At 55.2% G+C, this 14,949-nt stretch carries 13 protein-coding genes; 7 read left to right on the forward strand and 6 right to left on the reverse strand.

The window, feature by feature from the left end:
• Positions 1–43: 43 nt before the first annotated feature.
• The 5 genes from ACFIOZ_RS19700 to ACFIOZ_RS19720 form a co-directional block, all read right to left on the reverse strand.
• Positions 44–1,075: a leucyl aminopeptidase gene (locus ACFIOZ_RS19700; protein ID WP_039857426.1), complete on the reverse strand. Its 1,032-nt coding sequence runs from the start codon at positions 1,073–1,075 to the stop codon at positions 44–46.
• Between the two features lie 128 nt (positions 1,076–1,203).
• Positions 1,204–2,712, reverse strand: coding sequence for a sodium:solute symporter family protein (locus ACFIOZ_RS19705; protein WP_386080653.1), 1,509 nt, complete (start codon positions 2,710–2,712; stop codon positions 1,204–1,206).
• Positions 2,705–2,893, reverse strand: a complete 189-nt coding sequence (locus tag ACFIOZ_RS19710) for a hypothetical protein (protein ID WP_088699225.1) — start codon at positions 2,891–2,893, stop codon at positions 2,705–2,707. Before ACFIOZ_RS19710 ends, ACFIOZ_RS19705 begins: the two co-directional genes overlap by 8 nt.
• 21 nt (positions 2,894–2,914) lie before the next feature.
• Positions 2,915–5,926 (reverse strand): c-type cytochrome, encoded by a 3,012-nt coding sequence (locus ACFIOZ_RS19715; protein ID WP_386080655.1) that lies wholly within the window; start codon positions 5,924–5,926, stop codon positions 2,915–2,917.
• Entirely contained in the window at positions 5,919–6,407 is a 489-nt protein-coding gene (locus tag ACFIOZ_RS19720; RefSeq protein ID WP_386080656.1) for a (2Fe-2S)-binding protein, read from the reverse strand. Before ACFIOZ_RS19720 ends, ACFIOZ_RS19715 begins: the two co-directional genes overlap by 8 nt.
• Positions 6,408–6,870: 463 nt before the next feature.
• On the opposite strand from ACFIOZ_RS19720, the gene ACFIOZ_RS19725 reads away from it, so the two are divergent.
• The 4 genes from ACFIOZ_RS19725 to ACFIOZ_RS19740 are packed head-to-tail and all read left to right on the forward strand — an operon-like array spanning position 6,871 to position 10,336.
• Positions 6,871–8,031: an FAD-dependent monooxygenase gene (locus tag ACFIOZ_RS19725; protein WP_386080658.1), complete on the forward strand. Its 1,161-nt coding sequence runs from the start codon at positions 6,871–6,873 to the stop codon at positions 8,029–8,031.
• Entirely contained in the window at positions 8,028–8,846 is an 819-nt protein-coding gene (locus ACFIOZ_RS19730) for an alpha/beta fold hydrolase (protein ID WP_386080660.1), read from the forward strand. Before ACFIOZ_RS19725 ends, ACFIOZ_RS19730 begins: the two co-directional genes overlap by 4 nt.
• 15 nt (positions 8,847–8,861) lie before the next feature.
• On the forward strand, positions 8,862–9,644 hold the full coding sequence (locus ACFIOZ_RS19735; protein ID WP_386080661.1) for an Asp/Glu racemase: 783 nt from the start codon (positions 8,862–8,864) through the stop codon (positions 9,642–9,644).
• A gap of 11 nt (positions 9,645–9,655) precedes the next feature.
• Complete coding sequence (locus tag ACFIOZ_RS19740) at positions 9,656–10,336, forward strand: N-carbamoylsarcosine amidohydrolase (RefSeq protein WP_386080663.1); 681 nt, start codon at positions 9,656–9,658, stop codon at positions 10,334–10,336.
• A gap of 43 nt (positions 10,337–10,379) precedes the next feature.
• On the opposite strand, the gene ACFIOZ_RS19745 is transcribed toward ACFIOZ_RS19740, so the two are convergent.
• A complete protein-coding gene (locus ACFIOZ_RS19745; RefSeq protein ID WP_386080664.1) occupies positions 10,380–10,862 on the reverse strand; it encodes a MarR family winged helix-turn-helix transcriptional regulator in 483 nt (160 codons plus the stop codon).
• A gap of 209 nt (positions 10,863–11,071) precedes the next feature.
• On the opposite strand from ACFIOZ_RS19745, the gene ACFIOZ_RS19750 reads away from it, so the two are divergent.
• The 3 genes from ACFIOZ_RS19750 to ACFIOZ_RS19760 are packed head-to-tail and all read left to right on the forward strand — an operon-like array spanning position 11,072 to position 14,755.
• Positions 11,072–13,342 (forward strand): xanthine dehydrogenase family protein molybdopterin-binding subunit, encoded by a 2,271-nt coding sequence (locus ACFIOZ_RS19750; RefSeq protein ID WP_386080666.1) that lies wholly within the window; start codon positions 11,072–11,074, stop codon positions 13,340–13,342.
• Positions 13,342–14,310 (forward strand): XdhC family protein, encoded by a 969-nt coding sequence (locus ACFIOZ_RS19755; protein ID WP_386080668.1) that lies wholly within the window; start codon positions 13,342–13,344, stop codon positions 14,308–14,310. The genes ACFIOZ_RS19750 and ACFIOZ_RS19755 overlap by 1 nt, the downstream gene beginning before the upstream one ends.
• Positions 14,300–14,755 (forward strand): NTP transferase domain-containing protein, encoded by a 456-nt coding sequence (locus tag ACFIOZ_RS19760; protein ID WP_386080669.1) that lies wholly within the window; start codon positions 14,300–14,302, stop codon positions 14,753–14,755. Before ACFIOZ_RS19755 ends, ACFIOZ_RS19760 begins: the two co-directional genes overlap by 11 nt.
• Positions 14,756–14,949: the final 194 nt, after the last annotated feature.

A 14,949-nucleotide genomic window follows, 5' to 3' on the forward strand; every position in this document is an offset into this window, starting at 1 on the left:
CCCCGAATCTGGGGCTTTAGCAGTATCTCTTGCCTCAAGCGCGTTAGTTTCTAGCCATCTGCAGCTCTTTAACGACGATATCGCCATCAATCACGATAGGCTCGTCATCGAGAAACAGCGAGCAGTTGCGCATGGGGATATCCAGGTGGCAGGCGGTATCGTTAGACCCGCCCAGTTCGCTGTTCGGGCCGGTTGAGAACATCACATTGCCGTAGAAACTGCGCGGCTCCATCCCCATACCCCCAGGGAACTCGCCCGGCACCATACGGTGCCACTTGGCATTGGGGTTCATGCCCCAGCCCACGTGGCTCATCCCCATGCCGCGCGGGTCGTTAAAGCTATCCATATAGGATTTCACCAGCTCTGCATCCAGCCCACCCCGTATGTCAGTAATCCAGCCCTTCTCAATGGTGTAGGTAATCGGTTCTCTGACATACATGTTCTGGGGTAGCAGAATATCGCCCGGTGCCACCACGATAGTGCCATCAACACCATCGTCATCACCGCCGGTGAACACAAAGCCAGAGGGCCAGTGATCCCAGCGCCCCGGTTCGTCGGTACAGGCATATTCTGCAACCGTCTCATACGTATTCAGTTGGTAGGTGACATCCGTGCCGTGGGGCGAGGTGATGCGCATCACTTTGGCTTTTTCGAGCAGCGCGGCGGCCAGTTCGACCTTTTCCCTTAACTCCTTAGTGGGCAGCATTCTGGCCAGCAGTTCCGGCGGCTCAACCGCCGTTAGTATGCGCGTACCTGCGGCTTGAATCGCCATTTGTTCGGGAGAGAACAGCAGAAAAATACAATCGATCAGCATATCGCAGTTTTTAAGCGCTTCCACCGCATCGGGCATACTGGCAAGCCCCGTTGCCCCCACGGCCCAGCCACCTGTGGGTAGCGGAGCGGGTAAGCGCATGTGGTACATATTGGCGCCTAAACGCTGCCCCGCCGCCATAAAGGCATCCGCATAATCGAGGCGTTCGCTGCCCTGGGTCAGCACGACGAGTTTTTCGCCTTCGTGTACGCCGGACATTTTTAGCTGGTGGAGGCAAATTTCAGCAAAGCTTGCGTGGTCCATAAAGTCTCCTAACTCCCCAGGCGAAAGCACAGCCATAACGTACCGGGAAGTGTTAGCTGAGAGCGCTCGTGCTCGCCGGTGGGCACACCAAGCGCTCTATGGTGTTATCGGTCAAAGCGGAACATCAATTAGACAGCCGCCTCTTTCGTCGCTTGATCGGTGGTAGTACGGCGCTTTTTACCCAGCTCTTCAGTGATGGCGGTAAAGAAGGCGTCCGAAGAGGCTTGATGAGGTTTGGTCATAAGGCTAACGCCAACAAACAGCACACTAGCGACCACAATGCCCCATACGCCAGCGGGCAGGCCCAACAGCGAGTTACCGGTGGCATACATCAACAGCACAAAGGCGCTGGTGCCCACCACGCTGACCAGTGCACCGACGCCAGTACCGCGCTTCCAATAGAAGGCACCGATAAGCGCAGGCACCATGGCAACCAGCCCCGAAGAGGCAGCCACCGACAGCACCGCAATAAGGTCAAGCTGCAGTTCGGCAAAGGCCAGCGCCATTAGCGCTATCACTGGCACGACAAACTTACCCACCAGCAGTTGGCGCTTTTCACTAACGTTAGGTTTAACGTTGGCATAGACATCACGGGAGACCATGGAGGCCAGGGTGAGCATGATCGAATCGATAGTGGAAACGGCGGCCGCCATAATGCCGATCATCACAATCACCCCGAGTACCGGCGGCACAAACTCCGAGGCCAACAGGGTGGGCGTGGCTAAATCCGCGCGTTCAAGGCTCGGGAAAGCGGCCAAGGCGGAGAAGCCCCACAGTACTGAGACCATGGTGTAGATGAAACCAAACACCAGGAAGCCAATCAGCATATGGCGCATGGAGCGCAACGAAGAGGGCATAAACAAGCGCTGGCTCACTTGCGGATTTGAGAGGCTAAAGAAGAACCAGGGAATCGTAAGCCCTAGGAAAGTGACAAAGCTGAACAGCCCAGAACCAGGCACCGTTAGCGACTGCGGATGTTCCGTTGCCAGCGTATCGAATAGCGCGCCAAAGCCCCCCAACCCCTGGATCACCAGGAAAGCCACCAGCGTTGAGGCGACAATCATCATGATCGCCTGAAGAGAGTCGGTCCACATTACCGAACGAATACCGGCAATATAGGAGAAGAAGATAGCAATCACGGTTGCCAGCACCACACCGGTGGTAAAGGTTATCGCCCCATCGGTAATGCCTTGCAACAGGTAACCAACGCCGGCGAGCTGAACCGCTGAATAAGGAATCAGGAAGATACAGCTGGCAATGGAAACGGCCATGGCCACATGCTTGCTATTGTAGCGGTGGCCGAGCATTTCGCTTGGCGTCACAAAGCCAAATTTCTTGCCGACGGCCCAAAACTTGGGCCCGAAAATAGCCACCAGCGAAACACCGGCAAAGTAGATAATTTCAAAGCCCAGCGCACCAACGCCGCCTGCATAGGTAAGGCCTGCCAAGCCCACCATCATAAAGGCGCTATAGGTAGTGGCACTGTAACTCAGCGCCGAGACAAAGCCGTTCATTTGTCGGTTGCCCAAAAAGTAGCCGGACATGCTTTCTGAAGGGCCTTGGCGGGACATAATCGCAATTCCAATCGCGATTAATAAGTAGATGGCAATCGACCACCAGATGAGTGACTCAGTCATTGCTGTGCTCCTCAAAATCTTTAGTGATAAACACGTTCAGCGCAATGACGACTAGTCCGGCAACTGCCCAAAACAGGAAGCTGCCATACCAAAGTGTCACCCCGCTCAATAGGGTGTAAGGCACTAAATAGCTCAGCAAGACAACTGCCCATACTAGCCATATCCATTTACTGCGTTTCATAGTCCACCTCGTTTTATTCCGTCAGGGAGAAGAGTGTGAGTTGTTGTGGTGAGGCTGGCGTAAATCTTCGCTTCGTTGTTTTACTTGTTGCCAAGGCGCTTTGTCCGGTGCAAAACGCGCTCGGAGATAGGTCGCTAAATCAGCGATCTGGGTATTGCTAAAGCTGTCAGCAAAGCCCGGCATACTGCCAATGCCAGGCACATGATCTGCATGAACACCGCCAAGAATTGACTGAAGGACGTTATCGGGATGATCACTATGCAGGTTGGTATTCAACGCCAGATTGGTACTGGCACGTGAAAAACTCGGCACGCCGGTCTCCACATGACAAGCCGCACAGGCGCCCTCGAATAGTCGCTCGCCTGCTTCCATCCCCGGTGAGCTGACCGCGGCACTGGCCACTCGCTGCTCAGCGCCCGCCATGGTTGCCTCGCTATTACCCGTGGGTGCCTGCATCTGTGCAGCAACATAGTGAGCAATGGCCCGCACATCGTATTCAGGTAGCTCTGCCAGCCCCGCTACCACTGGGGCCATAGGCCCAGAGGCAACGCCGTGAAGCTCAGATTCGCCGTGGCGCAGATAGTCGTAAAGCGATGTTTCACTCCATGGGATGGGCGCACGCGACAGGTTGTTGAGCGGTGGTGCTTCCCAACCATCTACAAAGGCACCAGCAAAATACGCCTCGCCATTTTTCTCAGCCCCCATGGCATTGCGGGGGCTATGGCAGGCGCTGCAGTGGCCTAACCCTTCGGCAAGGTAGGCTCCCCGGTTATACAGCTCGCTTTGCATGGGGTCAGGCTGGAATGGCGTTGCATCGTGATAAAGCGTATTCCAGCCTGCCATTAAGCTGCGCACACTGAAGGGAAAAGTGAGCGCATTGGCTTTTTTTTCAGTCGACACGGGGGGCTGAGCCATTAAGTAGGCGTAAAGCGCCTGTAAATCAGCATCACTGGTCTTGGCAAACGCTGTGTAGGGGAACGCGGGATAAAGGTGGCTGCCATCACGGCTAATACCGTGGCGCATGGCGCGCTCAAAGGCTGCGTAAGACCACTGACCAATTCCCGTCGCCTCATCCGGCGTAATGTTAGTGCTGTAGAGCGTACCGAAAGGGGTCTCAAACCCACGCCCACCGGCATTGGTCACGCCACCTTCTGTGGTATGACACGCCGCGCAGTCACCTGCAGCCGCAACGAGTCGCCCGCGCTCAATGGTCTCGGCGGAGTAAAGATTGGCGGCTGGCCGAGAGACAGGTGCAATGGCCCCTTTCCACGGCCATGCAATGGCCGCTGTGCCCGCAATGGTGGTGAACGCTGCAGCGGCTAACCAGCGACGCTTCAGGGGTCGCGTCTGTTTAAATTTAATTGGGAGCCTGGCTTCCTCTGAGGACGAGGCTTCGAGTGCCTGGCGCACGCGCTTGGCGGTAAACGGTGGTTGGCGAAAACGCAGGCCGGTGGCATCAAAAAGCGCATTGGCTATTACCGCAACACCCGGCGATAGCTCCGCACCGGTTAATACGTCTTCACCGACGGTTTGATTAACACCTTCCTCAACAGGGCTTGGCGAAGAAGCGGTGGTTGGTAATCCTGCTGAAGATTCACTTTTAGTCAGCGTACGACTGCCGTCACCCCACTCGTCGAAACTGGGCGCCCGCCCCAAAAGGGGGCGCGCTTCACCCAAGACCCGGGCCTGTAGCGTTTGCTGAAGACGATCAGTATCCACATCAGAGCCGACGTCTTGACCAACTACCAAACGGGTAAGCTGAACATCGCCGGTAACACGATTGACCTCCACATCGGCAATCCAGGCAGAGCGCACTCCCGACTCTACGCGCTGATTCCGATCAGGCAGTTGAGAATAGGCAAAGCCCCGGCCACGCAATAGATCCTGGGGTAAAGAGTTTGCTGATGGATTGAATGCCCCTTGCCACTCGGCCCGTTTAGCAACGGACTCAATCAGCTCAATACCACGCGGATCGTCAAGATGGCGAAGTCGCAGCGCGACAGGGTCTTGATCACTCTCGCGGGCAACCTCATCTAAAAAGGATTCCCGCGCAAACGTCTGCTGTATCCCCATCAAGGTGGAATTGGTGGAGAGCGAGGCTGGCTGGGAGCGTGCAGCAAGGTATTGATCGCGAAATACATAGGGCGAGAACGGCGTTGCGCCTTGCTCGTCGACGGTGGCCTCAGCGCTAGACGTCGTTATCGTGACCCTGCCGCTTAACAACAACCCGACGGCAGCCACCTCACCCGTGAGATTGGTCTGCTGATAGTGATAACGGGCTATCTCACCACTACTGGCAATATCAGCGTTTAGGCTAATTCGCTGCGCTTGGCCCAATGCCTGAACATCCTTAGCGTAGAGGGCATCCAGCCACACGGCGACGGGGCCGCCCACAGCCCGAGACATCAAGGCTGCATCCACGGCAGCATCATCGCCGCAATGGCGCCCCAGCCCCGAGGCCTGATTTGAGGCGTGTTCACCATCGGCGCTGTAAAGCTCAATCAGGCTAATATCCAGCGAGGTTAACCGGCTTAGATCCTGTTTAAGCGCCGCTGGGGTGACGGTTTGCCCCCACACACTCAATTGTTGATCGCGGCAATCGGCAATTACCCAGCTAGGGTTATTGCCCCAGCGCATGCGACTCGGCCATCCATACGCATGGTTCGAATGCGTGTATGACGGGCTAGACTTAACAAGAGGCGATTCAAAGGGCGCTTGATCGCTATCAGGCGCTTTTTCAGGCGCTTGGTGAACGGCCTGCCACTCAACCTTCAGCTGCTTAGCGGCATCGGTCGCCAAGGCCAAACTATCGGCCACCACCCCCACAAAATTCCCTTCCACCACTACTTCAATAGATCCTGATAGTGAGGCAATGCTGCTGCTATCGACGCCAACTAAGCGATCACTCTCAAAACACTCACCATTCCACCGGTAGTAAGGAGGACGCACAACGACACCAAAACGTGCCTGCGCTAGCAGCGCGGGGATGCCGGCCTGTTTTTGCTGGCCATGGAGCATCGACCCTTCACTCATGAGAAGCCTCCTGCAACGCGGCCGCGTTAAGGATCACGGCACGCTCCGCTGCCTGCAGAATTTCAACATGGGTGCCACATCGGCAGAGGTTATGCTCTAAAGCGGTGCGAATCTGCTGCGCAGAGGGCTGAGTATTATGATTTAGCAGCGCACGCACAGTGATGATCATGCCGTTCAAACAGTAGCCACACTGGGCTGCCTGAGCATCGATAAAGGCTTGTTGTACAGGGTCAAGCTCACCGCCCTGGGAAAGACCATCAAGGGTGGTTACCTCATGGCCAACGGCAGCGGACACGGGCAGCACGCAGGTGCGTGCTGCCATGCCATCAATCAATACGCTGCATGCCCCACACTCGCCCAAACCACACCCATACTTGGGTCCATTGAGCGCCAGGTCGTTACGCAACACATTGAGCAATGGTGTCTGCGGCGGCACGGCCAGCTCGCGTTCTTGCCCATTGATAGTTAGCTTTAGCGTCATAGGGGATCATCATCGTTATTGTTAAGCCCGCCCTCTTGCTCTGAATAGGGCTTGGATATGACTTAGATATTACTAATAAACTCTGCCTGCCAAACACGCTTCGTAGCACCTTAAACCCGCCTATTTTCATCTACCTTTCACATACGGCCAATTCACTTGCACCAGCTAAGTGCAGAGCTAATGCCCATCGAGCATTAAAGGTGCGTACGCTATAAAAACAAGCCTAATAAACGTATAGCACTCAATCGATGCGTTTTTCAAGTTTTTACACAAAACCCAAAAAACAACAATAAAATCATTAAATTCATATATTTATTTAAAAATACCGCATTATTACCATTAAAAAATAATTTCAAAACTAATTCTTGACCAAAAAATAAATGGTGTATACGTTGTTTTATAGCATTCACGAACGCATTCAGAAACGAGTGATAGGCGAATAAAACAGCGAGGAAACCAGGATATGAACAACAAACCCACCATCGCCGTTATTGGCGCGGGCCTTGGCGGCGCCGCTGCAGGTGCACTACTGCAGCAAGCGGGTTACCCCACCAAGGTGTACGAACAAGCACCAGCGTTTGCGCGCCTTGGGGCAGGCATTCACCTTGGCCCCAACGTGATGAAAGTAATGCGCCGCATTGGTATCGAAGAGAAGCTCAATGCCATGGGCTCACACCCCGATTACTGGTTCAGCCGCAACGGTATGACCGGCGAGTATCAGTCACGTATCCCGCTAGGCGAGTTTGCTCGCGAAAACTATGGCGCGGCCTACATCACCGTACACCGTGGAGATCTGCACGAACTGATGGTCAGCACGCTCGACCAGGACAATCTCTTTTTCGATAAGCGCCTGGTCGATGTGGATGACAGCGGCGACAAGGTGGTCATGACCTTCGCCGATGGCTCAACCGAAGAGGCAGATTTGGTGATCGGCGCTGATGGCGTTAACTCGCGCCTACGCGAGAAGCTGCTTGGCCCTGAAGCGCCTATTTACAGTGGCTGGGTCGCTCATCGGGCGATTATCTCGGCGGAAAAACTCAAAGCATACGACCTGGATTTCGAAGCCTGCGTGAAGTGGTGGTCGGAAGACCGGCACATGATGGTGTACTTCGTGACCGGCGACGAGAAGGAGTACTACTACGTGACCGGCGTGCCTGAACCCGATTGGAGCCACGGCACTTCCTTCGTCGACAGCTCACGGGAAGAGATGCGCAAAGCATTCGAGGGGTACCACCCCACCGTACAAGCGCTAATCGACTGCACTGAAAGCGTTACCAAGTGGCCGCTGTTGGAGCGCAACCCGCTACCCCTGTGGCATGAAAACCGGCTAGTGCTGCTGGGCGATGCCTGCCACCCGATGAAGCCACATATGGCCCAGGGCGCCGCTATGGCCATTGAGGATGCTGCCATGCTAGTGCGCTGCCTGGAGGAAGTGGGCGCCGAGCACTACCAGCAGGCATTCGAACTTTACCGCACCAACCGTTTTGAACGCGCCTCGCGGGTTCAGCAGGTTTCCCACGACAATACCTGGTTACGGGAAGACGAAGACCCGGCCTGGGTATTCGCCTATGACCCCTTTGAAGTACCGCTGAAGCAACCAACCAGTCAAGGGAGCCCAGCATGAGCAGCACCTATCTCTATGGCGCCAACGTGCACGCCAATGGTATTCGTCAGCACTACCTGCGCTTTGCCGACAGCGCCGAGACTTCGCGCCAGCCGATGGTACTGATACCGGGCATTACCAGCCCGGCCATCACCTGGCGTTTTGTGGCCGAGCGGCTCGGTCAGCATTTCGACACTTATGTGTTGGATGTCCGAGGGCGCGGCTTGTCGTCTACCGGGCCCGAGCTCGATTATGACACTGACACCTGCGCCGACGATGTGATCGCCTTTATCGATGCACTGGGTCTAAGCAATGTCATCCTAGCCGGCCACTCCATGGGGGCGCGCTTTGCGCTACGCGCCATGAGTCGCGGCGCCAAGGGCATCGACAAACTGGTACTGATCGACCCACCGGTTTCAGGGCCAGGACGACGTGAGTACCCCAGCAAGCTGCCCTGGTACGTGGATTCGATTCGCGACTGCACACGGGGTGCCGATATCGAGACCATGCGCCACTACTGCCCCACCTGGAGCGACGAGCAGCTACGGCTGCGCGCCGAGTGGCTGCACACTTGCTTTGAGCCCGCCATCGTTCAGGCGTTTGAAGAGTTTCACAGCGTCGATATCCACCGGGATTTCCCAAGCATCGAGGTGCCCACGCTGCTGATGTGTGCGGGTAAGGGCGGGGTTATCCAAGACGAAGATCGCGCCGAAATACGCTCACTGCTACCGGCGATTCGCATTTCCACCGCCGAACAAGCGGGCCATATGATTCCCTGGGATGACTTCGATGGCTTTTTTGCCGCCTTTGAAGACTTCCTGGGCAGACAACTCTAACAAAGGCCAATGATCATGACCCACAGTGCTATCCCCCAAAATGCCATGACCAAGACATACCGAATCGGCCAGATCGTCCCCAGCTCCAACATCACCATGGAGACTGAGATCCCCGCGATGCTGGCAGCGCGGCAGTTAATTCGCCCAGAACGTTTTACCTTCCACTCCAGCCGTATGCGCATGAAGACCGTCAGCAAGGATGAGTTGGCGGCCATGGATGCGGAGTCTGACCGCTGTGCCTTGGAGCTATCTGACGCGGCAGTGGATGTCATGGGCTACGCCTGCCTGGTAGCCATCATGGCCATGGGCCCCGGCTACCACCGTGAATCCCAACAGCGGCTACGCAGCCGCACCAAAGAGAACGGCTGCGACACGCCGGTGGTCACCAGCGCCGGTGCCCTGGTTGATGCTCTGGGTGTGATGAAAGCCAAACGTGTGGTGGTGGTGGCCCCCTACATGAAGCCGCTGACCGAAATGGTGGTGGACTATATCCGCCAGGAAGGTGTTGAAGTACTCGACTACCGGGCGCTTGAGATTCCCAACAATCTGGACGTTGCTCGCCACGACCCCGCCAACCTCCCTGAGATTGTTGCTAGTCTCGACTTAACTAATGTCGATGCCATTGTGCTGTCAGCCTGTGTGCAAATGCCGTCGTTACCGGCTGTCGCCAAAGTCGAAGCCCTGACCGGCAAACCAGTGGTGACCGCGGCTATCGCGACCACCTACGCCATGCTTAAGGCGCTCGACCTGGAGCCTATTGTCCCAGGTGCGGGTGCACTCTTATCAGGGGCTTATTAGGAGGTAGCGCCATGACGAAACCCAGCCAGGCAACCAGCAGCAGCGGTGCTGGTGACAGCTCTTTAGATGACAGCTTAGATAACAACTACAAAGGCGTCTGGGATGGGCGCATTGGTTTTGGTAAAAAACCCGTGTTGCTGGTAGTTGATTTTATGCAGGGCTACACCACCCCCGGCTCGCCGCTATTTGCCCAGGGTGTGGTGGACGCCGTGGCCAATATGCCGCCGCTATTAAACACCGCGCGGCGTACAGGTACGCCTGTTATCCACACCAACATTCTGTATCACGCCCCGGATCAGATCGATGGCGGCATCTGGGTCAAGAAGGCACCGGTCATGCGGGCGATGGTGGCGGGCAACCCTTACGCGGAGTTCTGCCCCGAGGTGGCCCCCCGTGAAGATGAGCTGGTAATGACCAAGCAGTATGCCAGCGCCTTCTTTGGCACCTCTCTGGCTTCCACACTGGTCGCCATGGGCGTCGACACGCTGATCATTACCGGCTGCTCCACCAGCGGCTGCATTCGCGCCACCGCTGTGGATGGCCTGCAATATGGCTTTCGCGTGATGGTGATTAGAGACTGCGTGGGCGACCGCCACCCAGCTCCCCATGAAGCCAACCTGTTTGATATCGATAGCAAGTATGGTGATGTGATAGGTCTGGATGAAGCACTGAGCTACTTAGAGGAGCGCTAGCAAGCCACTTGCCATGAAAGTGGAACCCTCCACTCTCATGGCATCATCCATCCGCATTCATTTTTTCCAGCAGGTGCATCAGGGCAACGCGTTCCGCTGGATTAAGGTTCTTCATGGTCTGATCACTGATCTGCTTGGCACTGGGCACCATTTCCTCTACCAGGGCAGCACCGGACTCGGTGATCACCACCATGACTTTGCGCTGATCATTAGGATCGGTTGTTAAAGCAATCCATTCGCGTGCTTTGAGGCGCTTAATAACCCCACGGATGGTGGCAGGATCAATCGCGGTGGCATTGACGATATCGGTAAGTGAACTAGGCCCACGCTCCATCACTGTACACAGCGTGACAAACTGAATGGCGGTTAACTGCTTGTCGCTGCTGTAGCGCTGAAAAATAGCCGTATGCCGCTGATAGGCCTTGCGTAGTAGATGGCCTACCTGTTCGGAAAAATCATACCCCTGCTCTGTCGGCGTAGGGTGCTCGCCAGAAGACGAGTGATTGAGCGCACTATCCGTTGTCATTACCTATCCTTAAATATTGGCGACATCGCAAATCAAGTATGGCACTGGTTATCACGATGATGCATCAACGTATGAATTACTGCTTGCGCTGGATCAATCCAGCATGCTTTTATGGCGTATACGCTATAATTTTACCTTAATTTTGGCTCAACGATCAGCACAAATTGACACAAACACATGAAGCTCAGAGATAGCTCGGGAGGTGCATCATGGCTGTGAAATCAGACTATACAAGGCAGTCGTTGCTTCACGAGTCGGAGCTACTGGTGATCTACCGGGATCCTGTTGCGCCCCCCAAGCCTGCGCCGGGACAACCAGGTACACACTCTGATTTCACCCCACATGAACCCGAGATATTCATTGCTATACTGAGTGACGGTCATATCCTCGCATTCAACGGGCACGTGGATTTGGGCACAGGTATACGCACGGCGCTGGCGCAAATTGTCGCTGAAGAGTTGAGCGTGGCTTTCGACAACGTCACCATGGTGCTGGGCAACCCCTTTGATGTACCCAATCAAGGGCCAACAATTGCCAGCGCGACCATACAAATCACCGCTGAGCCACTGCGTAGAGCCGCGGCACAAGCTCGGGAGTACCTGCTAACGCTGAGGGCTCGCCACCTGAATGTTGAGCGCGAAACACTTCACTGCCAAGACGGGTATATACATACCAACGATAAGCATCTTCCGCCAATTAGCTATGGCGAGCTGCTCGCTGGCGCTCGGCATGCATTGAAGTTAGCTGACAGCGCGCCCCTCAAGCCCATCAGTGATTACACACTGGTGGGGCGATCTACCTCCCGTGTGGATATCCCTGACAAAACCACTGGCAAATTAACTTTTGTCCACGACTTTCGCTTACCGGGCATGCTGCACGGACGGGTAATACGTCCACCTTATGTAGGGCATGATCGCGGTAGTTTTATGGGTACCAGCTTGGTGGCCGTCGACGAAAGCTCCGTGGCGCATTTGCCAGGGGTGATTAAAGTCGTCGTCATAGGCGACTTCGTGGGCGTCGTAGCCGAGCGAGAAGAGCAGGCTGCTGAGGCTGCAAGGCAGCTTAAGGTTGAGTGGCGCCCCACCCCAGGCCTGCCCCAGCTGGATAATATCGAGAAAGCCCTGCTCGACCTGCCCAGCAAGCAGCGCATACTGCTTGAAGAGGGAGATCTAGATAGCGCCCTTGCAACAGCGAATCATCAGCTCAATCGCACCTATATATGGCCTTTCCAACTACATGGTTCCATAGGCCCCTCTTGCTCGGTCGCCAATGCCAAGAAAGACGCCGTACACCTTTGGTCAGGCACCCAGAACCCCCATAGCCTGCGAGCCGATCTCGCCCGGCTTACCGGCCTGGATGAGAGTGTCATTACGATTACCCGCATGGAGACATCAGGCTGCTATGGACGCAACTGCGCTGACGACGTTGGCGCCGATGCGGTGCTGCTTTCCCAGGCGGTAGGCCACCCGGTGCGCGTGCAATTAACCCGCGAACAGGAGCACACCTGGGAACCCAAGGGGGCAGCTCAATACATGGCTATCCAGGGCGGCTTGAATACCGATGGCAGCCCAGCAGGCTACCGCTTCAGCACGCGTTACCCCTCTAATAGTGCCCCCACCCTGGCGCTACTACTAACCGGCGCTTCTTCACCTATCGATATCCCCTTTGAGATGGGCGACCGAACATCGGTACCGCCCTACCACTACCCCCATCGGCAGATTATCTGTGAAGATGTACCTACCCTGGTGCGCGCCTCCTGGCTACGCGGTGTCTCCGCGCTGCCCAATACTTTCGCCCACGAAAGCTATATCGATGAACTTGCCTATTTAGCGGGGGAAGATCCTGTCGCCTATCGGCTGCGTTACCTAGCTGATGAGCGCGCCTGCGAGCTTGTCCAAGCACTCATCAAACGTGCGAATTGGGCGCCCTGCATTGCCAATGCCAATCCACCCAGCGATGGCGATTGGCGCTATGGCCGCGGCTTCGCTTATGCCCAATACGTGCATAGTAAATTTCCGGGCTTTGGCGCGGCACTCGCCGCTTGGGTAATTGAGCTAAAGGTCAATGTGAAGAGCGGCCGTATCGTTATCGAGCAGCTATATGTAGGCCAGGATGCCGGTCTTATGGTAAACCCTGCCGGAGTGCGCCATCAGGTACACGGCAATGTGATCCAGATGCTCAGTCGCACATTAAAGGAACGAGTCACCTTTGAGGATGGCTTGCCCACCAGCAAAGAGTGGGGCGGATACCCTATTCTGCGCTTTTCGGAGCTTCCTCCCATAGACGTTATGCTGCTTGATCGCCCCGAACTGCCACCATTAGGCGTTGGCGAATCCGCCTCGCTGCCTGGCGCTCCTGCGATTGCCAACGCCCTCTTCGATGCTACGGGGGTTCGCTTTACACACCCTCCCTTTACCCCGGAAACAGTGCGCGACGTATTAAAAGAGTATCTTAAGCAGTCGTTGGAGGCCGTCTTTTAATGCACCACCTCGACCTACAGGTGATTGAACGCGCGCTTAAATGGGCCAACCAGGGGCTGACCGTTTGGCTCTGCACTGTTCTGAAAACCTTTGGCTCATCCCCCAGAGAGCCAGGCGCCATGCTGGTCACCTGTCAATCAGGCGAATACGTTGGCTCGCTATCAGGAGGATGTGTCGAAGAAGACTTCATCGCCCGGCTCCAAAATGGGGAATTTGACGAACCGGTGGTACGGGTACGCTATGGTGGTGAAGATAGCTCAACGGCTATCCGCTTACCTTGCGGGGGCAGCCTTGAGGTACTGGTTGAGCGGCTAGCACCAAACACCGAAAACCTCACTCACTTAGAAGTGATGCATGCCACGTTACTGGGTCGCCAACCGCTAACCCGCTGTATCAAGTTGGATGGCAGCGGCAAGCGCTTTAACCCATCGAGTAACACCGAGCCCACCGTTACTTTTGATACAGCTAGCGTCAATATTCGCATAGGCCCTGCGCTAAGGCTGATCATCGCGGGGATCTCCGCGATCTCTGCGCCATGTGCCCTGTTTGCCCAAACGCTGGGCTTTGAGGTGATTGTCTGCGACCCCAGAGACGAGGCTAGGCAAAATTTTGCTGTCGCGGGCGTGGAAGTGCAGGCGGTACTGCCCTCCGTGTTTATCGCCTCTGGCGGCTGCCACGCCAATACCGCCGTTGTCGCCCTGACCCATGACCCGCGCATTGACGATTTAGCCATGATCGAAGCAGTCCGTACGGAGGCGTTTTACATTGGGGTTATGGGCTCTCAGCAAACCTCGCAACAGCGTGCCGAACGTTTGCAATGCTCCGGCGGCCTGACGGAAACCCAGTTAGCCCGAATTGTCATGCCCATTGGCCTCAACCTGGGTAGCAAAACACCCGCAGAGATCGCCCTAGCCGTGATGGCCGATATTGTTCGCCTTTACCGAGGAAAAGAGCGTCATGCCTTGTAGCGACATTATCGTTATCGTGATGGCGGCAGGCCAATCAAGCCGCTTTGGCAGCGATAAACAAATAGCGCAATTGAATAGCGGAAAAACACTCTTAAACGCCACTTTATTGGCTATTCAGAAACACTTTTCCAATATTAGGATTGTCATTAAACCTGAAGACAACCTCGAGTTTTTCGAGCTCTCTGTGGAATCTTCTACAATTGTTAGTTCGCGCAGTCATTTAGGCCTGGGTTATAGTGTTAGCGATGCATTCAGACAACTCTGCAACGATGAAAATACGCATCACTACCGAGCAGCAGCCATAAGGTTGGCCGATCTCCCCTGGGTAAGCCAAGAAACATGTTGCAAACTAACAGAGAAGGCCACACCAGAGTGCATCGTAAAACCATTACATCAAGGAAAACCTGGTCATACTGTTGTTTTTGGTAGAAATTTTTGGAAATAATTAGCACATTTAGAAAATATAAATGGCGCGAACACTGTCATCAAAAAGCATAGAAACCGTGTTATTCATGCCTCTCTCGATGATCCAGGCGTGTGCACTGATGTTGATTACCCCGATGATTTAGTCGAATCACTAAAAAAATACAAAAGATACATAAACGCCACATACCACCCAAACAAAAATTACATTAAAAG

It is taken from the genome of Vreelandella sp. F11, assembly GCF_042466685.1.
GTDB lineage: Bacteria > Pseudomonadota > Gammaproteobacteria > Pseudomonadales > Halomonadaceae > Vreelandella.